The sequence below is a fragment of the Streptomyces sp. NBC_01549 genome (assembly GCF_026339955.1).
GTDB lineage: Bacteria > Actinomycetota > Actinomycetes > Streptomycetales > Streptomycetaceae > Streptomyces.
Genome location: NZ_JAPEPW010000001.1, coordinates 6,277,418 through 6,295,139, shown reverse-complemented (window position 1 = coordinate 6,295,139; position 17,722 = coordinate 6,277,418). Strand labels below are relative to the sequence as shown.

The following is a 17,722-nucleotide window of genomic DNA, read 5'->3' as shown; positions in this document are numbered from 1 at the left end:
GATAGCGGCTAGAAAAACGAGGAAGTGCCTTGTGACCTGCGATGATGGGAGTTCTTCAGGCTTCCAGCACGCACGATCGGCAAGGCACTTCCGAGATGAAAGTTTCCCATACATCGGCGGCGGTCTCCGCTGCGTTCGATGACCCGAATCTGATCGCGTATGCCGGGCTGGTCCCGGTGATGCGCCTGGCCGAGCGGGGCGGTCTTTCGCGTCTGGTGGCCGAGAACGTGAAGCTGACCGGCGCGAGCAACAGCGCGGGGGCGGCGGCGGACGCCAAGGTCACCAGCATCGTCGCGGGCATGGCCGCAGGTGCGGACAGCATCGACGACCTGAACGTTCTGCGCCATGGTGCGATGACGGCCGTGTTCGCGGGCATTCGTGCCCCGTCCACGCTGGGCACGTTCCTGCGCTCGTTCACCCACGGTCACGCTCTCCAACTGCACGCCGTTCACCGCCGGTTCCTTGGCGCGCTGGCCGCGCATACCCCGCTGCTGCCCGGCGCCGACGCGATGGCATTCATTGATGTCGACTCCACCCATAAACGGGTCTACGGCCGGGCCAAACAGGGTGCCGAGTACGGCCGGTTCAAGGGCATCCGCACCCTCCACCCCCTGCTCGCCACCATCTGCACGCCCGGCTCCCGCCCGGTGATCGCCGGAGTCCGCATGCGCCGCGGCAAGGCAGCCGACTCCCGCGGCGCCCCGAAGTTCGTCAGCGAAGCCCTGGCCACCGCCCGGGAGGCCGGCTGCACCGGCACCCGCATCCTGCGCGCCGATTCGCAGTTCTACAACGCCGGTGTGATCGCCGCCTGCCGCCGGGCCGGAGCCCACTTCTCGATCACCACCGGCATGAACCCCTCCATCAAACGGGCCGTCCTCGCCATTCCCACCGAAGCATGGCAGCAGATCACCTACCCGACCGCGGTGCCAGACCCCGAGACCGGCGAACTCATTTCGGACGCCGAAGTCGCCGAGATGCCCGCCTACACCGCCTTCGCGAGCCGCAAGAAGAGCGAGCAAGTCACCGCCCGGCTGATCGTCCGCCGGGTCCGTGACCTCGCCAAACCCGCCGTCGTAGGTGAGCAGGGCGAACTGTTCCCCGTCTGGCGTTACCACCCGTTCTTCACCGACAACCCCGCCCCCACCCTCCAGGCCGAGCGGGAACACCGCCACCACGCGGTGGTCGAACAGGTCATCGCCGACAGCAAAGCCTCCGCACTGACCCACCTGCCTTCCGGACACTTCCACGCCAACGCCGCCTGGCTCACCCTGTGGGCCATGACCTACAACCTGCTGCGGGCCACCGGCGCGCTCACCTCCGCCTTCCACGCCAAGGCCACCACCGCCACTCTCCGTGCCCACCTGGTCCAGATTCCGGCCCGGATCGCCCGCTCCGCACGGCGTATCACCCTGCACCTGCCACACAACTGGCCCTGGCAGCACGCCTGGACACATCTTTTCGACACCGCCCACGACCCACCCGGACCCGCCTGACGACCCTGCCCACCCCGCCCGCCAAGGCCCAACCGGAACCGAACAACGTGGAAATGCTGGGCAGACCAGCGGGTGCCACCTGCCCGCCCACAATCACCGCCCCGAAACCGGCTCAGGATCAGTCAGAAGATCATTTTCAGACCACGTCGGTGGATCAAGGCTTAGGCCCCCTGAGGCGCCGGGCGCTTGAACATCCGCGTCGCCGTGATCTCCGTGTGTACGGCTTCCCCGGCGGGAGCCTCACGCGGCAGTCCCGGTCGGAGGTGTTCCTCCACGCTGATGTACTTCAGCCCGGCGCGCAGGTCGGCGTCGTTGCGCAGGCGGATGACGAGGGGGAACTCCGCGAGCGCGGTCGTGTCGAACAGGCCGGTGGTGTAGAGGAGTTGGACGCCGAGCGCATCCGAGACGGCCCTCTGCAGCTCCAGCAGGTACGTCGCGTTGGCGCGCCCGATGGGATTGTCGAGGAAGAGCGTGCCGGCGTGTCGGTGCTTGTCGCGGCCCCGGTCGTTGCTGCGCAGCGCGGCCATCGTGCAGTACAGCGCGATGGCCGCGGTGAGCAGCTGGCCACCGGAGAACACGTCACCCATCTGTCCGACGGGGACGCGCTCGGCGCGCAGCACGGCGTCCGGCTTGAGGATCTCGACGGCGACGCCCTTCGGCTGGAGGGCGGCGCTGACTCCGCGCAGCAGCAGTGACATGCCGTCGCGCCGCATGTCGGAGTTCTTCTTGACCGCCGCGCGGGTGGCCTCGTCGACGACCTCGCCGAGCCGCTCGGTGAGCGTGGCCTGGTCGGGCTCCTCGAAGCGGATACGCAGGAACTCCTGCCCGGACCACTCGCCGAGCCCCTCCGGCAGCCGGGACAGCCGCTGCGCGGATCGCAGGGTGGCGAGCGCCGATTCCACGAGCCCCCGCAGCCGGTCCACGATCGAGTCCCGGTTGCGCTCCAGCTGGGCCAGCTCGTCCGTCAGCACCCGCAGTCGGGGCGCGAAGGCGTCCGCCCACTTCTGGGCGTGTTCGGGCAGCGCGGACGCGGGCAGCTCACGGATCTGCTGCCGGGCCGGGGTGCGCACCTGCTCGTACCGGTTGGAGTTGGCATGCCGTACGAGGATGTCGCTCGCCTCGCGCACGGCGCCCTCGGCCGCGGAGAGGTCGGCGGCGCAGCCGCGCAGGGAGCGGCGGGTCTCGGCGGCGGAGTTCCGGGCCTCTTCCAGAGTGCCGGGGTAGGGCTCGGGCTCCTCCTGCTCGTCGTCGGAGTGCTCCCGCAGCAGGTCCCTGAGCAGGGCGGCCGTCTCGTCGAAGCCACCGGCCCCGTCCTCGGCGGCGCGGTGCGCGTCGAGCAGCTCGGCGTGCGCCTCGCGCGCCTGGCTGAGCGCCTCGGCGCGGGAGGCGAGTTCACCGGTGGCCGTGCGCAGCAGCGACTGCGCGTGTTCGGCATCGCGCGGGACCAGCTCCTGCGACAGCTCGGTGTGGGCCTCGCCGTCCTCGGGCGCATGCCGCTCGGCCTCGCCGCGCAGCCGCCCGAGCTGCTCGCTGGCGGTGGACATGCGGGTCTCCAGAAGTTGTACGAGCTCCTCGGCGCGGGCCGCCGCGGCCTGCCGGGACGGCCCGTCGGAACCGTCCGGCGCCTGAAGGAGCTGCGCGGCGCGCGTGCGCACCTTGTTGCTGAGGCGGTCCAGCTCGGCGAGGGCCGCGCTCTCGTCGCTCTCGGCGCGGGCCTGTTCGGCGCGCAGATCGGCGCCGACGCCGACCTTCTCGTACAACTGTGACGCGGCCCGGTAGGCCTCGCGCAGGGCGGGCAGCGAGGACTTCGCCGCCTCCGACGGGTCCTCCGGTACGTCGTCGGGGGCGCCCGCGATCTCGGCGCGCTCGGCGCGCAGTGCGCGGGCCGTGCGGCGGGCGTCGTCGGCGGCGCGCTGGGCGGCGCGGCGGTCCTCGTCGGCGGCGCGGGCGCGCTCCAGGCACACCTGGGCACGGGCCTCCGACTCGGTCGCCTCGTCGGCGAGTTCGCGCACCTTGACCTGCCAGCCGGCGCGTTCACGCAGCCGGAAGGCGAGTCCGGCGAGCGCGTCGGCCGCGCGCCGGGCACGCTGGGCGGCGTCCTGTCGCTCATCCCGTACGAGGGCTGCCTCGGCCGCCGTCTCGTCGGCCTCGGCCCGCACGGTGCGCGCCTCGGCCAGCTCCGCCTCGGCCTCCTCGGCGAACGCGCGCGCGTCGCGGGCGGCCCCGGCCAGTTCGACGAGCCGCCCGGCGGGGCAGCCGGTGCGCCAGGACGCGAGCCTCGCCGCGAGTTCTCGGTCCTTGCCGAGCCGGGCCGCGAGGGTGCGAATCTCCTCGTCCCGCTCGGCCGCGCGGGTGCGCAGCGCCTGCCGTTCCTCGTCGGCGGCGTGCTCGTCGTGCATGGCCGGGTTCGGCGGTACGAGGAAGACGCCGCCGTCGCCCGCGTCGGGGGCCGGGGTCGGGGCGAGCAGCGCGGCGGCCGTGCCGACGGCGACGGCGGAACGCGGCAGCAGCGCCGCTTCGCTGAGCGCCTCGCGGGCCCGCGCGTGGGTGTCCGGGTCGGTGATGATCACGCCGTCGACGAGCTCGGGCCTGGCGGCCAGTACGCGTGCGTGGTCGACGGGGTCGACGGCCTGTGCGAGATAGCGCCAGCCGGGCAGGGCGGGGATGCCGTGCTCACCGAGGTACTCGACGGTGGCCAGCACATCCGGGCCGGGCGGCAGGAGTCCGCCGTCGCCGAGGGCGCCGAGGATCCGGGCGTCGTCGGCCGCGGCGGTGCGCAGCTCGAAGAGCTGGCGTTCGGCGGAGGCGACGCCGTCGTCGAGCAGCTCGCGCAGTTCGTCGGCGTACTGGTCCAACTCCTCGGGCGTGAGGGCGCCTTCGGCCTGCGGCCAGACGTCGGCGGAGGTGCCGCCGGTGCCGCGGCCGGTGTCACCGCCCTTGCCGTGACCGCCGGAGGCAGCCGCGTCTCCGGCCGCCCGGGGCACCGGTACCCCGCCGCGCCGCGGTCCGGCGGCACCCGGCAGGCCGAGCAGCTCCGCGAGCCGTTCCTCCCCCGCCAGCGTCTCGGCCGTACGCCGCTCGCCGTCGTACGCGCGCTCGGCCGCCGTCGCCGCGTCCGCCGCGCGAGCGGCCGTCAGCTCGGCGCGGGACTCGGTGGACGCCGCCTCGCGGGCGTGCTCCGAGGCCCGTCGCGACGCCTCCCGCGCGGTGTCCCACACAGCGACGGCCGTCTTCTCGGCGTCGCTCGCGGCGAGGGCGGCGCGGGCCGGGTCGGCGTCGGGGGCGGTGTCGTCCAGCCAGCCCGCGCGGACCGCCTCGGCGGTCTCCTGCTCGACCTCGCTCAGGCGCTGGCGCAGGTGTCCGACCTCGCTGCGGGCGCGCTGCGCGGCGGTGGCCGCGGCGGTCGAGTCGGCGTACGCGGTCTCGCCGACCTCCTGGAGTCCGGCGGACCGCTCCTCCTCCTCGTTGGCGAGCGCCTCGGCGCCTTCGGCGGCGCGGTGCAGTGCGCGGACGAGGTCTACGGCGGCCTTGGCGCGGGCGGCGAGCGCAGGCGCGGCATCCCGCTCGGCTTCGAGGATCGCGGCGGCCACGCGCGCGGAGCGGTCGGCGGCGGCACGGTGGCGCAGTACGAGCTCGGCGGCCTGCCAGGAGGAGTGGAGGGTGCGCGCGTCGGCCAGTTCGCGCTTCTGGGCGGCCGCCGACTTCTCGGCCCCGGCGAGCGCCAGTGAGGCGTGCCGGTAGGCGAGTTCGGCGGCGATCAGGGCGCTGCGCTCGCGTGCGCCCTCGGCGTGGGTGACGGCGTACGCGGCGGCGGTCACGCGCTGCGCGAGCTCACCGGCGCGGACGCGCTCGCGCACGGCTCGCGCGGACAGTCGCCGGGCCAGGGTGCGGGTGCGACGCTCGGCGGCCGTGTGGATGTCACGCGCGCGTCCCCGTGCCTCGGCGGCCTCGACGATCCGGCCGAGCAGATCCGCGGAACCCGCCGTGAAGTCCCGCTCAGCGATCAGTTCGGCCCGCCGCCCCAGCTTGTTGCCGAAGCCGCCGACCAGGTCGGCGAGCCCGTCGGTGTCGCGGGTGTCGGTGACGGCGCGCAGCAGCAGGTCGGTGAAGTCGGAGTCCTTCTTGACCGCGAAGAGACCGGCGGCCTCACCCTCGTCGGCATTCATCTCCCGCTGGTAGCGGAAGAGTTCGGGGTCGAGACCGAGATCCGTCAGGTGCTCGTTCCAGCGGTCGTGGATCTCCTCCCAGTGCACTTCGAGGTGCGGATACGCCTTTCCGGCCTCGGTGAGCGCGTCGCGGAAGCCCTTCATGGTGCGGCGCCGCCCCTGTGCGCCGGACGCGCCCTCGACAGGCGGCCGGACGGCGGTCGCCTCGGCGACGGGCAGGTTGTCCAGGCTCAGCCCGGGGCCGGGCCGGAAGGAGTACCAGGCTTCCGCGAACTTCCGCGGGTCGTTGGAGACCTGCCGCCCCCGCCACTCGCTGGCCTTGCCGACCACGACGCACTCGCCGGTCAGTGTGTGCTGCCACTCCAGTGCGACATGACCGCAGTCGTCGGCGAGCAGGAACTTGCGCAGCACACCGGAGCTGGCGCCGCCCAGGGTGTTGCGGTGGCCCGGCAGCATGACCGAGAAGATCAGCTTGAGCAGCACCGACTTGCCGCCGCCGTTCTCCAGGAAGAGCACGCCCGCGGGCGCGGGCCGGCGCGGCGGCCCGACGGGCTCCTCCTCGAAGAACTCCGCCTGGGTGGGCGCGGGGTCGGGCACCGGCTCGCCGACACCCCGCAGGTCCAGCACGGTGTCGGCGTAGCGCGCACCGGCGGGCCCGATGGAGTAGAGGCGGACCCGGGACAGCTCGTACATGGCGGCGGACTCTCGTAGTAAGTCTTCGGATTACGTGCGTGGGATACGTAGGTGTACGTAGGTGGGTTCAGGAGTGGAACGGCAGCCCGGCGTCGGCCACCAGCTCCAGGTCGTCGGTGCGCTCGGCGGGCAGCAGCGTCGGGGTGCCGTCGGTCACCGGGACGACGCCCAGCTCGAGGAGCTCTGCCATCGCGGCGCTGCCCGCCATGTCCCGCACCTGGAGCTGGTAGCGGGCCGTCGTCCGGTAGGTCCCCCCGGAGTCGTCCCCGGTCCGCTGGAGGAATCCGGAGTCGGTGAGGAAGGCGACGGCCTTGCCGACGATGCCGGTGGTCGAACCGGCCAGTCTGCGCGCGTCCTTGGTGGCGCCGGTGGAGCTGCGCCGCGCCCAGATCCGCCAGGCCGCTTCCAGGCCGGGCGCCTCGGTCGCCGGGTCGGTGTTCTCGCCCTGCTCCTCGGCCCGCTCCTCCAGACGGCGGCAGGCCTGTCGTACGAACGCGTCGACGCCGTTGACCGAGACGCGCCCGATATATCCGTCGTCCGCGAGGTCCTCCGGGCGCGGGAAGGCCATCGCGGCGACGGAGAGGTGGGCGAGGCCGTGCAGGAAGCGGTCCGCGGAGTCGGCCGAGGTGCGACGGGCGTAGTCGCCCATCCGGACGGCGAAGACCGAGTCCTCGGCGGCCGTCACCGCCATGCCCGCGCGCGGGGACACCTCCAGCACGACCAGGCCGAGCCCGGCGGCCACGGCGTCGGCGAGCCGGGCGAACGGCGGGTCCTCCCGGTAGCGCCGCAACAGCTCCGCGTACTCCTGGTCCCGTGCCGGCTGCAGTTTGGGCTGCAGCCCGAAGGCGACGAGCCGCGCCGCGTCGGCCGCGTCGGCGGGGGTGACAGGAGCGTTCGCCGGCGCGGCGACGACATCCGGCTCACTCCACTCGACATGCTGCTCGGTCACGACAGAGGCTCCTTGTACAGAGTTACGAGGCTGGGGTTCACGACCGATCCGCCGCCATCCCCGCCGCGTCCAGCAAAGCCATCCCCACTATCAGATCGGCCCCTCCGAACTCGGGGTCATCGAGCTCGACCCCGTCGTCCACGGCGAACAGCAGCTTCTCCTCACCCTGCCGATAGGCGGTTCCAACCGGCGGGCTGGCCGCGTGAACCGCCAACAGGGCGACCAGGTAGGGGAGTTCGGGATCCCGGCGGCGCGCCTCGGCAAGGAGCCCCGACAGTCGCCGCGGCGCGTCGGCGGGCAGATCGAGCAGTTCCATCGCGGAAGCGAGCTGCTCCTCGCTGAACCGGCTGTCGTCCGGCGTGGCGATCAGGTCCGGCTCGGGCATCTCCGCCCCGAGGTGCTCCCGCTCCAGGGGCGGTGTCAGCAGGAGCTCGACGAGGTCCCCCACCCGTACGGCCCCCGGCGTACGCAGACCCGTCCCGCGCGCGAAGAACGCGTCCGTCACGCGCCGCGCCTGTGCGACCGGCAGCGGCAGCACGGGCGCGACGAGGTGGCCGTAGAGGTCGATCCCCGAGGTCGTCATGGGTGTGGCGAAGGCCTGCCGGTCCTGCTCGGCGCGGAACAGGGGCCCGGCCTCCAGGAGCCGGGACTGCAACTGCGTGTGCCGGCGGATGCAGTCCTTGACGATGTCGACGAGCTCGGCGGCGCGGCGCTTCTGCTCGGGGTCCTCGGACTCGTCGCGGGCCTTGCGGATGTTGGTGAGGATCGCGTTCTCGTGGCGGTAGCGGTCGGCGACGTGGTCGAGCGCCTCGGCGATCATGTCGGGCACGGCCTGGAGCCAGTCGACGGCCCGCACATTGCGCCGGGTCGCGTCGAGCGCCCTGCGGAGCGTCTCCGAGTACTGCACGGTCCGGTACCGGGCCTGCTCGGCGGCGAGCTGGGCGTCGGCGAGGCGACCGCGGCTGATCAGCACCTCGAGCTTGACCTCGGCGGCGATCTGGGCACTGGTGACGTCGGTGTCGAGGGCGCCGACGAGGACGTTGACCGCCTCGTCCGTCGTACGGAGGTAGACGGTCCCCCCGTACCCGGGCACCTCCTCGATCAGCTTGAAGTCGTAGTCGCGACGCACATAGGAGCCGTCGGGAGCGAAGGTGCCATATACGGCGCGGAAGCCGCGGTCGACGCTGCCGACGTTGATCAGGTTCTCCAGGACCCACTTGGCGACGCGCTCGTGCTCGGCGACGGGGCGCTGCGGGGCCTGCGCGGCGATGCGCGGGATGAGCCGGGCCACTATCTGGTCGTGGTCGGCGCCCGTGTCGAAGTCCATGTTCAGTGTGACGAGGTCGATGGCGGCGAGGGCCACCTCGGCCATCCCGTAGACCGTGTACTCGCCCGCGAGATTCGCCTTGCGCACGTCGAGGTCGTGCAGCGGCGCGGTGCAGGCGAGCGCGCGCAGCCGCCGCGCCAGGCCCTCGTCGGCGGCCGGGCCCGGTGCGGGGCGCGGCCCCGCGCTGAGCTGGGGCGGAGCGCTGTCCGTCGATGCAGGCGAAGTCACGGTGCACAGACTAGGTCCTCGGTCTGACAACGGTCGAAACGACGCAGAAGCGACCGCCGTCACACCGACACCACGCAGCCCGTCACACCGACCCCAGGCAGCGCGTCACACCGACCCCAGGCAGCGCGTCAGACCAGCTCCACGCAGCGGGTCACGCCGACCCCGCACAGCGCCTCGCGCTCGCCGCCTCGCCAGAGCGACGGAGCGAACCGCCGCCGCGGCCGTCCTCGAGAGTCATGACCCGGCTCAGCCGATCCCCTGCGCCCCGTCGGCGACCCGCCGCGCGTACGCCTCCACGACCCCGGTGAGGGAGTCGTGGAGATAGACCGCGAGCAGCTGCTCGGCCCCGTCGCGGTCGCCCGCCTGGAGCGTCTTGAGGATCTCATGGTTGCGCGCGAGGTACGGCTCGTGGAGCCGCCGCGGATCGGCCACCACGTGGAAGGCGAGGCGCAGTTCGGCGAAGACGCTGCGCATCAGCTCGTCGGTGCGGTCGCTTCCGGCGAGCGCCACCAGCTCCCGATGGAAGTGGATGTTGGCCGTACTGACACCTTTCCAGTCACCTTCGCGCGCCGCCCGCTGCCCGTCCGCGACGGCCTGGGCGAGGTCGTCCACGGCGTAGGGCGGCTTGCCGAGGCCGCGGACCACTGCGCACTCGACGAGGGTGCGGGTGCGGTAGATGTCCTCGACGTCCTCGATGGTCAGCACCCGTACGAAGACACCGCGGTTGAGCTCGTGCACAAGGAGTCGTTCGTGCGTGAGCAGCCGGAACGCCTCGCGCAGCGTGTTGCGGGAGACGCCGAGCGCCCCGCCGATGCTGTCCTCGGACAGCCGTGTCCCGGGCGGGAAGTACCCCTCGGCGATACGGCTCCTGAGGATGTCCGAGACCCGCTCGGCGGTGCTGGTGCGGCCCAGCAGGGCGCGATCGTCGGCCAGTTCCGTCAGCTCTGCCATGCCCGGAATTCAATCGCAGAAATAAGAACGAAACAACACGGGTATTGAGGGATCGTTCAACGATCCTCTACCTTGTCGGTCAGGCGCCCATCGCACGACCGCCCGGCAAGGCACGGCACAGCCACGCCACGGCCCGGCCCGGCACAGCACGGCACGACCGCTCGGCACGGCTCAGTCCTCAAGCACTCTCCGTCCCTCACTGCGAGGTGCCCATGAGCACGACCCCCGGCACGACCCCCGGCACGCCCCCTCCATCCCAGGCCCTGACTGCCGACCCCCGGCCCGGCACGGCCGAACTCACTGTCCAGGAAGGCCCGTTCGCCTGGCTGCGGGCACTCGGTCCGCGCGGCCGTCGGGCCTTCGCCGGCGCGTTCGGCGGCTATGCCCTGGACTCGTACGACTACTTCACGCTGCCGCTGAGCATGGTCGCGCTGGCGGCGTACTTCGGCCTGGACAGCGGCCAGACCGGTCTGTTCACCACCGTCACCCTGGTCGTCTCGGCGGTCGGCGGCGCGATCGCGGGTGTGATCGCGGACCGGATCGGACGCGTCAAGGCTCTGATGATCACCGTGATCACCTACGCGGTGTTCACGGTGGCCTGCGGTTTCGCCCCCAACTACGAGACGCTGCTGGTTTTCCGTGCCCTTCAGGGCCTTGGATTCGGCGGTGAGTGGGCGGTCGGCGCGATCCTGGTAGCGGAGTACTCGACCGCCAGGCACCGGGGACGCACACTCGGCGCGGTCCAGAGCTCCTGGGCTGTCGGCTGGGGACTGGCGGTGATCGTCTACACGCTGGTCTTCCAGTTCCTCGGCGACGACCTCGCCTGGCGCGTGATGTTCTGGACCGGCGCGCTGCCCGCACTGCTCGTCGTCTGGGTGCGGCGCCGGGTGCAGGACGCCCCGGAGGCGGCCGCCGTGCGGGAGAAGAGCGCCGAGAAGGGCTCGTTCGGCGCGATCTTCAAGCCCGCCTCGGCCGACGGCCCCGGTCTGCTGCGCACCACCTTCTTCGCGGTCCTGCTCTCCACCGGCGTCCAGGGCGGCTACTACACGCTGGCCACCTGGGTGCCCACGTATCTGAAGACGGAGCGCGGCCTGTCCGTCGTCGGCACCGGCGGCTACCTCACGTTCCTGATCTCGGGGGCCTTCATCGGCTACCTCACCGGCGGCTATCTCACCGACAAACTGGGCCGCAAGCGGAACATCCTGCTCTTCGCGATCCTCTCCGCGGCCTGCATCCTCACGTACGCCAACATCCCGAGCGGCGCCAACACGCTTCTCCTCGTGCTCGGTTTCCCCCTCGGCTTCTGTATGTCGGCGATCTTCAGCGGTTTCGGCTCGTTCCTCAGCGAGCTGTACCCGTCGGCGGTGCGCGGCACGGGGCAGGGCTTCACCTACAACACCGGGCGCGCCGTCGGCGCCGCCTTCCCCACCACCGTCGGCTTCCTGGCCGACAGCTGGGGTGTCGGCGGCGCCCTGGTCTTCGGCGCGATCGGCTACGCCCTCGCCGCCCTGGCACTGATCGGACTCCCCGAGACCAGTGGGAAGGAACTCCTGTGAACCACACCGTCCAGGAGAAGCCGTCGAGGCTTCGCCGACACCGCACGTCGAGCGTGCTCGACAAGCACGCGTGGACCCCCGAAATCGCGCGCGCCCGGTTCCGTTCGGGCGTGTCGGGCCCGACGGCCGGGGTCGCCGCCGGGTACACCCAGGCCAACCTGATCTCGCTGCCCGCCGACTGGGCGTACGACATGCTGCTGTTCTGCCAGCGCAACCCGGGGCCCTGTCCGGTCCTCGACGTCACCGACGCCGGTTCCTGGACCACCCCGCTCGCCGTGGGCGCGGACCTGCGCACGGATCTGCCGCGCTACCGGGTGTGGGAGCACGGCGAGCTGGTCGACGAGCCCACGGACGTGGTCGACCGCTGGCGCGACGACCTGGTCTCCTTCCTCATCGGTTGCAGCTTCACCTTCGAGTGGGTGCTGACCGAGGCGGGCGTTCCGATGCGCCACATCGAGCAGGGCCGCAACGTCTCCATGTACGTGACCGGGCGGCAGTGCCGTCCGGCGGGGCGGCTGCACGGCCCCGTGGTGGTGTCGATGCGCCCGATCCCGCCCGAGCACCTGTCCACGGCGATCAGGGAGAGCAGTCTCATGCCCGCCGTGCACGGCAGCCCGGTGCACTGCGGCGAGCCGTCGGGGCTGGGCATCGAAGATCTCTCACGGCCCGACTTCGGCGACGCGGTGGACGCGGAGCCGGACGACATCCCAGTGTTCTGGGCCTGCGGGGTGACACCCCAGGCGGCCGTGATGGCGTCCCGCCCGCCCTTCGCGATCACCCACGCACCGGGCCGGATGTTCCTCACCGACGCCCGCGACGAGCAGTACCGCGTGGCCTGAGAACGACCTACGAAGGAGAGACTGCACCTCATGACCCCGATCGACCTGAACGCCGACCTCGGTGAGGGCTTCGGCCGCTGGCGGCTGACCGACGACGAACAGCTGCTGTCCGTCGTCACCAGCGCCAATGTGGCCTGCGGCTTCCACGCCGGGGACGCGGCCACCATGCGGCGGGTGTGCGAGCTGGCGGCAGAGCGGGGCGTACGGATCGGCGCTCAGGTCTCCTACCGCGACCTGGCGGGCTTCGGGCGGCGCGCCATGGACGTGCCGCCCGACGAGCTCGCGGCCGAAGTCGCCTACCAGATCGGCGCCTTGGAGGTCTTCGCACGCGCGGCCGGGTCGTGCGTGTCGTACGTGAAACCGCACGGCGCGCTCTACAACCGCGTCGTGCACGACGAGGAGCAGGCCGCGGCGGTCGTCGAGGGCGTGCTGCTCGCGGACGGCGCCCTGCCCGTCCTCGGCCTCCCGTCCTCCCAGCTCCTGAAGCTGGCCGAACAGGCCGGACTGCCCACCGCCACGGAGGCGTTCGCGGACCGCGCCTACACCGAGCAGGGCACCCTGGTGCCCCGCACCCAGGCCGACGCGGTGATCACGGAGGCCGAGACGGTCGTCGAACGCTCGCTGGGCCTGGCCCGCTTCGGCATGGTCACCTCCCGCTCCGGGACGCGCATCCCGGTCCGCGCCCGCTCCTTGTGCCTGCACGGCGACACCCCGGGCGCGGTGGACCTGGCACGTCTGGTCCGCACGCGACTGGAGTCCTCGGGCGTCCACGTGCAGGCCTTCGCATGACCGCTGTTCCGGGCGCCGGCGGCACAAGGGCGCTGCCGGTCGGTGACCACGCCCTGCTCGTCGAGGTCTCCTCGGGCGCCGCGGCCCAGGCCCTGCACGCCGAACTGCTGCGCCGCCGCGCCGAGGGCTCGCTCTCGGTCGCGGAGATCGTCCCCGCGGCCCGCACGGTCCTCCTGGACGGTCTGGACGACCCCCTGCGGCTGGCGGAGCAGCTCCCCCGGTGGGAGATCCCGCCGCACGCCGCGCGAGCGGAGGAGGCGGTCGAGATCCCCGTACGGTACGACGGTCCCGATCTGGCGGATGTCGCGGCTCTGTGGGGAGTCCCCGAGCACGAGGTGCCCGCGATCCACGCGGCGGCCGAGTTCCGTGTCGCCTTCTGCGGGTTCGCGCCCGGATTCGGCTATCTCACAGGGCTGCCGACCCGGTTCGACGTGCCACGCCGGGCGACTCCGCGGACGGCGGTTCCGGCGGGTTCCGTGGCGCTCGCGGGCCCGTACACGGGCGTGTACCCACGCTCCTCGCCGGGCGGCTGGCAGCTGATCGGCACGACGGACGCGGTGCTGTGGGACCACGCGCGCGTGCCGGCCGCGCTGCTCGCCCCGGGGACGCGCGTCCGGTTCGTACCGGTGGGGTGCTCATGACCGACCGGGCCCTCGCCGTCGTGCGCGCCGGGGCCCTGACCACCGTCCAGGACCGGGGCCGCCCAGGCCACGCCCACCTCGGCGTACCCCGCTCCGGCGCGCTGGACGCGCCCGCCGCGGCGCTGGGCAACCGGCTCGTCGGCAACCCGGTGGAGGCGGCCGTCCTGGAGACGACGCTCAACGGATGCGCCCTGCGCCCCCGTTCGGCGGTCGTCGTGGCCGTCACCGGCGCGCCCTGCCCGGTCACGGTGGACAGCCGTCCGGCGCCCTGGGGAGCGCCCGTGCGCGTCCCCGCCGGAGCGTTGCTGGACATCGGCCCGGCCCGCGCGGGGGTACGCGCTTACGTGGCCGTCGCCGGCGGAGTGGCCGTGGATCCGGTCCTCGGCAGCCGCTCCACGGACCTCCTCTCGGGGCTCGGTCCGCCGCCGCTCACGGACGGCACGGTGCTGCCTCTGGGGCGACCCGACGGTGTCCACGCGCGCGTGGACGTGGTTCCGCATCCGGGGCCGCCGTCGGAGCTGGTCCTGCGGGTGACACCGGGCCCGCGCGACGACTGGTTCACGGCCTCGGCGCTGCGGACCCTGGCGACGGGCGCCTACCGGGTGTCCTCCGCGAGCAACCGCATAGGGCTGCGTACGGAAGGACCCTCACTGGAGAGGGCCGTTTCCGGCGAGCTCCCCAGTGAGGGCATGGTGCTGGGTGCCGTGCAGGTACCGCCCGACGGCAGACCGGTCGTCTTCCTCGCCGACCATCCGACCACCGGGGGGTATCCGGTGATCGCGGTGGTCCGTGGCGCCGACCTCCCCGCGGCCGCCCAGGCGGTCCCGGGCACGCCGGTGCGCTTCATGGTCGTACGCCGCCGCTGACGGGCTCCGGCCCGGCGCCTCGAACCGTCATGCCGCGTCCGGCCGCTCCGCCACCGACAGGGCGGCCAGCGCGGACGCCACGGCGCGCGAGGCGCTGAGGTCGAGCCGGGCGCTGGTGCCGCGCACCCGGTGGCGCACCTCGGCGGCGGCCAGGGTGAGCAGTTGGGGCAGCAGATCGGTGCACCGCCGGGCCACCCACCCCGTCCCCGCGGTGGCCAGCCACCACAGACTGGCCGACCGGGTGGGCGCGCGGAACTCGGGCTCGGCCGAGGGGGCGTTCCCCGTGGCGATGCCCTCCTGTTCGAGCAACGCGTGGAAACGCAAGGCGAGTTGTCGGTGTCCCCGCTCCCCGGGGTGCAGCCGGTCCGCGCTCCACATCGCACGGTCCGTCAGCCAGGCGCCCTCCGCCGCGTGCAGATGCACGGCTCCATGGCGCTCGGACAGGGCGTGCACGACCGTGTTGACGGCCCGCTGCCGCCGGGCCAGGGGCCTGGCCAGCGCCCCCGGCAGCCCGAGCATCGCACCGGGATCCGGCAGGCAGGCGGTCAGCAGGACGGCGTCCTGGGCCCGCAGCGCCGCGTACACCCGGTCGAGCCGCGCGGCCACGGCGTGGATGTCGAAGGAGCAGCGAAGGGTGTCGTTCACACCGATCACGACGGACACCACGTCCGGACGCAGGGCGAGCGCCGCCGGGGTCTGCCGTTCCAGGACGTCGCGCGTCTGGGCCCCGCTCACCGCGAGGTTGGTGAACTCCACGGACCTGTCCGGGCCGTCGGACAGCCCGGCCACGAGCAGGGCGGCCCAGCCACGCCAGGCCTCGCCCACAGGGTCGCCCACGCCCTCGGTGAGCGAGTCCCCGAGGGCGACGAACCGAAGGGGTCTCATCCGACGCCCTCCTGGAGGCGGGGCCGGGTCTCGACCACCGCGTCGTGTGCGGCGAGGAACGCCTCCACGGCGGTGCCCCAGCCGAAACACTCCGCACGCGCGCGTGCGGCTTCCCTGCGCGCGTCCTCGGGGCGCCCCAGGAGCAGTCGTACGGCGTCCGCGAAGGAGTCCCCGCTGTCCGCGGCGGTGGCTCCGGCGGACCCGACCACCTCCGGCAGCGCGGACACCGCGCTGGCCACCACGGGTGTTCCGCACGCCATCGCCTCCAGGGCGGCCAGCCCGAACGTCTCGGCGGGCCCCGGTGCCAGGCACACGTCGGCGGAGGCCTGCAGCGCGCCGAGCAGCGCGCGGTCGGCGACATGCCCGAGGAAGGTGACGGGCAGCCGCCGTTCCCGGGCCCGCTGTTGGAGCCGGGCCCGCAGCGGCCCGTCCCCGGCGACGACGAGCACGGCACGCTCGCCACGCCGCAGCAGCGCCTCCAGCGCGTCGAGCGCCGTACCGGGCCGCTTCTCGACGGACAGCCGGGAGCACATCACGAGCAGCACCTCGTCCCCGCGCGCGTACCGCTCGCGCACCCCGGGGTCGCGCAGCCCGGGGTGCCGGCCGACCAGGTCGACGCCCAGCGGGGCCCGTACGACATTGCGGGCCCCGATGCGGACGAACTCGCGCTCCGCGAACTCCGTGGTGCACACGACCCGCGCGTAGGTGTGTGCCGTACGGGTGTTGAGGGCGTCCGCGGCCCTGCGAGCCATCCCCTCGGAAAGCCCCCAGGTGCGCAGGACCCCGTCGGCGGTCTCGTGGGAGACCATGACCGCGGGCACCCGGGCGCGCCGCGCCCACACCCCGGTCCACCGCAGGGTGGTCCGGTCGGAGACTTCGAGACGGTCGGGCGCGAGCGACTCCAGGAGGCGGGCGACCCGCCGCTTGTCCGTGAGCACGCGATAGCCGCCGGTGCCGGGCAGCAGCGGCCCGGGCAGCGTGATGACCCGCCCCTGCTCGGTCTCGCGGTCGGTGGCACGCTCGCCCGGGACGACGAGCACGGGCTCGTGTCCGGCGGCCAGGTAGCCGCTGCCGAGTTCCCGCAGGGCGGTGCGCAGACCGCCCGACGCGGGGGCCACGAAGTTGGCCAGCCGTACGATGCGCAGGCTCATGCCGCCACCACCGTCCGCGCCGAGAGCACGTCGGCGTAGTGGTCGATGAGCTGGTCGCCGACCGCCGCCCAGGTGCGGCCCTCGACGGTGGCCCGCCCGGCGGTTCCGTAGGCGGCCCTGAGGGTGGGATCGACGGCGAGCGCCCACACCGCGTCGCGTACGGCGGCCCCGTCCCGGGGCGGCACCAGCAGCCCCGTACGGCCGTGTGCGACCAGGTCCAGCGGTCCGCCCGCGGCGGGCGCGACGACCGGTACGCCGCTGGCCATGGCCTCCTGCACGGTCTGGCAGAAGGTCTCGAAGGGGCCGGTGTGCGCGAAGACGTCCAGGGAGGCGAAGATGCGGGCGAGTTCGTCGCCGGTGCGGCGCCCGAGGAAGACGGCGCCGGGGAGCGCCTCGCGCAGGGTCGTCTCGCTGGGCCCGTCGCCCACGATCACGACGCGTACGCCTTCCAGGCCGCAGGCTCCGGCGAGCAGTTCGACCTGCTTCTCGGGGGCGAGCCGGCCGACGTAGCCGACGATCAGCTCGCCGTTCGGCGCCAGTTCGCGCCGGAGGGCCTCGTCCCGGTGTTCGGGGCGGAAGCGGACGGTGTCCACGCCGCGCGGCCACAGCCGCACCCGGGGCACACCGTGTGCCTCCAGGTCGTGCAGGGCCGCGCTGGACGGGGCGAGCGTCCGGTCGGCGGCGGCGTGGACGGAACGTATCCGCCGCCAGGCCGTGGCCTCGCCCGCGCCCACGTACGTACGGGCGTATCCGGCGAGGTCGGTCTGGTAGACGGCGACGGCGGGGACGCCGAGCCGGGCGGCGGCCGCCATGCCGCGGACGCCGAGGATGAAGGGGCTGGCCAGGTGGACGATGTCGGCGCGGTGTTCGGTGATCGCGGCGGCGACGCGTCGGCTGGGGAGGGCGACGCGGACCTGGGGGTAGCCGGGGAGCGGTAGGGAGGGGACACGGACGACGGGGCACGGCGCGAGGGCGTCGGGCCCGTGCCCGGCCGCCGTGGCCGGGGCGACGACGAGGGGAGCGTGACCGCGATCGACGAGGTGCCGGGCGGTCTGGAGCGCGCAGTGAGCCACGCCGTTCACATCGGGGGGAAAGGATTCGGTCACGATGACGACACGCATACCCGTGTTGTCGCCGTGCTGGACGTGGCCGCGTCAACGTGGATCTTTCCTGCCGAGGAACGCCCCG

At 73.2% G+C, this 17,722-nt stretch carries 13 protein-coding genes; 6 read left to right on the top strand and 7 right to left on the bottom strand.

The window, feature by feature from the left end:
- Window positions 1-95: 95 nt before the first annotated feature.
- Window positions 96-1,493, top strand: a complete 1,398-nt coding sequence (locus OG819_RS28140) for an IS1380 family transposase (protein ID WP_266624488.1) — start codon at window positions 96-98, stop codon at window positions 1,491-1,493.
- Between the two features lie 161 nt (window positions 1,494-1,654).
- Here OG819_RS28140 and OG819_RS28135 read toward each other — a convergent pair whose 3' ends face one another.
- The 4 genes from OG819_RS28135 to OG819_RS28120 form a co-directional block, all read right to left on the bottom strand.
- Window positions 1,655-6,352, bottom strand: a complete 4,698-nt coding sequence (locus tag OG819_RS28135) for a hypothetical protein (RefSeq protein ID WP_266651465.1) — start codon at window positions 6,350-6,352, stop codon at window positions 1,655-1,657.
- Between the two features lie 67 nt (window positions 6,353-6,419).
- Window positions 6,420-7,301, bottom strand: coding sequence for a hypothetical protein (locus OG819_RS28130; protein ID WP_266651464.1), 882 nt, complete (start codon window positions 7,299-7,301; stop codon window positions 6,420-6,422).
- 37 nt (window positions 7,302-7,338) lie between these two features.
- Window positions 7,339-8,856 carry a hypothetical protein gene (locus OG819_RS28125; RefSeq protein WP_266416574.1) on the bottom strand — a complete coding sequence of 506 codons (1,518 nt, stop codon included), beginning with the start codon at window positions 8,854-8,856 and terminating at the stop codon, window positions 7,339-7,341.
- 246 nt (window positions 8,857-9,102) lie between these two features.
- Window positions 9,103-9,807, bottom strand: a complete 705-nt coding sequence (locus tag OG819_RS28120; protein ID WP_266651463.1) for a GntR family transcriptional regulator — start codon at window positions 9,805-9,807, stop codon at window positions 9,103-9,105.
- 212 nt (window positions 9,808-10,019) lie between these two features.
- Between OG819_RS28120 and OG819_RS28115 the strand changes: the two genes are divergently transcribed.
- Genes OG819_RS28115 through OG819_RS28095 form a run of 5 tightly spaced genes read left to right on the top strand, consistent with a single transcriptional unit; the run spans window position 10,020 to window position 14,498 of the window.
- Window positions 10,020-11,363, top strand: a complete 1,344-nt coding sequence (locus OG819_RS28115; protein WP_266651462.1) for an MFS transporter — start codon at window positions 10,020-10,022, stop codon at window positions 11,361-11,363.
- Window positions 11,364-11,416: 53 nt separating this feature from the next.
- Window positions 11,417-12,202 carry a putative hydro-lyase gene (locus tag OG819_RS28110; protein WP_266634157.1) on the top strand — a complete coding sequence of 262 codons (786 nt, stop codon included), beginning with the start codon at window positions 11,417-11,419 and terminating at the stop codon, window positions 12,200-12,202.
- A gap of 30 nt (window positions 12,203-12,232) precedes the next feature.
- Window positions 12,233-12,991 (top strand): LamB/YcsF family protein, encoded by a 759-nt coding sequence (locus tag OG819_RS28105; RefSeq protein ID WP_266623006.1) that lies wholly within the window; start codon window positions 12,233-12,235, stop codon window positions 12,989-12,991.
- A complete protein-coding gene (pxpB, locus tag OG819_RS28100) occupies window positions 12,988-13,632 on the top strand; it encodes a 5-oxoprolinase subunit PxpB (protein ID WP_266651461.1) in 645 nt (214 codons plus the stop codon). The genes OG819_RS28105 and pxpB overlap by 4 nt, the downstream gene beginning before the upstream one ends.
- Window positions 13,629-14,498, top strand: coding sequence for a biotin-dependent carboxyltransferase family protein (locus tag OG819_RS28095; protein WP_266651460.1), 870 nt, complete (start codon window positions 13,629-13,631; stop codon window positions 14,496-14,498). Before pxpB ends, OG819_RS28095 begins: the two co-directional genes overlap by 4 nt.
- Window positions 14,499-14,525: 27 nt before the next feature.
- On the opposite strand, the gene OG819_RS28090 is transcribed toward OG819_RS28095, so the two are convergent.
- The 3 genes from OG819_RS28090 to OG819_RS28080 are packed head-to-tail and all read right to left on the bottom strand — an operon-like array spanning window position 14,526 to window position 17,655.
- Entirely contained in the window at window positions 14,526-15,383 is an 858-nt protein-coding gene (locus OG819_RS28090) for an SGNH/GDSL hydrolase family protein (RefSeq protein WP_266651459.1), read from the bottom strand.
- Window positions 15,380-16,534, bottom strand: a complete 1,155-nt coding sequence (locus tag OG819_RS28085) for a glycosyltransferase (protein WP_266651458.1) — start codon at window positions 16,532-16,534, stop codon at window positions 15,380-15,382. Before OG819_RS28085 ends, OG819_RS28090 begins: the two co-directional genes overlap by 4 nt.
- Complete coding sequence (locus OG819_RS28080; RefSeq protein WP_266651457.1) at window positions 16,531-17,655, bottom strand: glycosyltransferase family 1 protein; 1,125 nt, start codon at window positions 17,653-17,655, stop codon at window positions 16,531-16,533. The genes OG819_RS28085 and OG819_RS28080 overlap by 4 nt, the downstream gene beginning before the upstream one ends.
- Between the last annotated feature and the right edge of the window lie 67 nt (window positions 17,656-17,722).

Bases quoted from the DNA above. Each gene is read 5' to 3' on its own strand.
- OG819_RS28115 (WP_266651462.1), top strand. From the start codon at position 10,020: ATGAGCACGACCCCCGGCACGACCCCCGGCACGCCCCCTCCATCCCAG.
- OG819_RS28095 (WP_266651460.1), top strand. From the start codon at position 13,629: ATGACCGACCGGGCCCTCGCCGTCGTGCGCGCCGGGGCCCTGACCACC.
- OG819_RS28140 (WP_266624488.1), top strand. From the start codon at position 96: ATGAAAGTTTCCCATACATCGGCGGCGGTCTCCGCTGCGTTCGATGAC.
- OG819_RS28090 (WP_266651459.1), bottom strand. From the start codon at position 15,383: ATGAGACCCCTTCGGTTCGTCGCCCTCGGGGACTCGCTCACCGAGGGC.
- OG819_RS28105 (WP_266623006.1), top strand. From the start codon at position 12,233: ATGACCCCGATCGACCTGAACGCCGACCTCGGTGAGGGCTTCGGCCGC.
- pxpB (WP_266651461.1), top strand. From the start codon at position 12,988: ATGACCGCTGTTCCGGGCGCCGGCGGCACAAGGGCGCTGCCGGTCGGT.
- OG819_RS28085 (WP_266651458.1), bottom strand. From the start codon at position 16,534: ATGAGCCTGCGCATCGTACGGCTGGCCAACTTCGTGGCCCCCGCGTCG.
- OG819_RS28135 (WP_266651465.1), bottom strand. From the start codon at position 6,352: ATGTACGAGCTGTCCCGGGTCCGCCTCTACTCCATCGGGCCCGCCGGT.
- OG819_RS28080 (WP_266651457.1), bottom strand. From the start codon at position 17,655: ATGCGTGTCGTCATCGTGACCGAATCCTTTCCCCCCGATGTGAACGGC.
- OG819_RS28120 (WP_266651463.1), bottom strand. From the start codon at position 9,807: ATGGCAGAGCTGACGGAACTGGCCGACGATCGCGCCCTGCTGGGCCGC.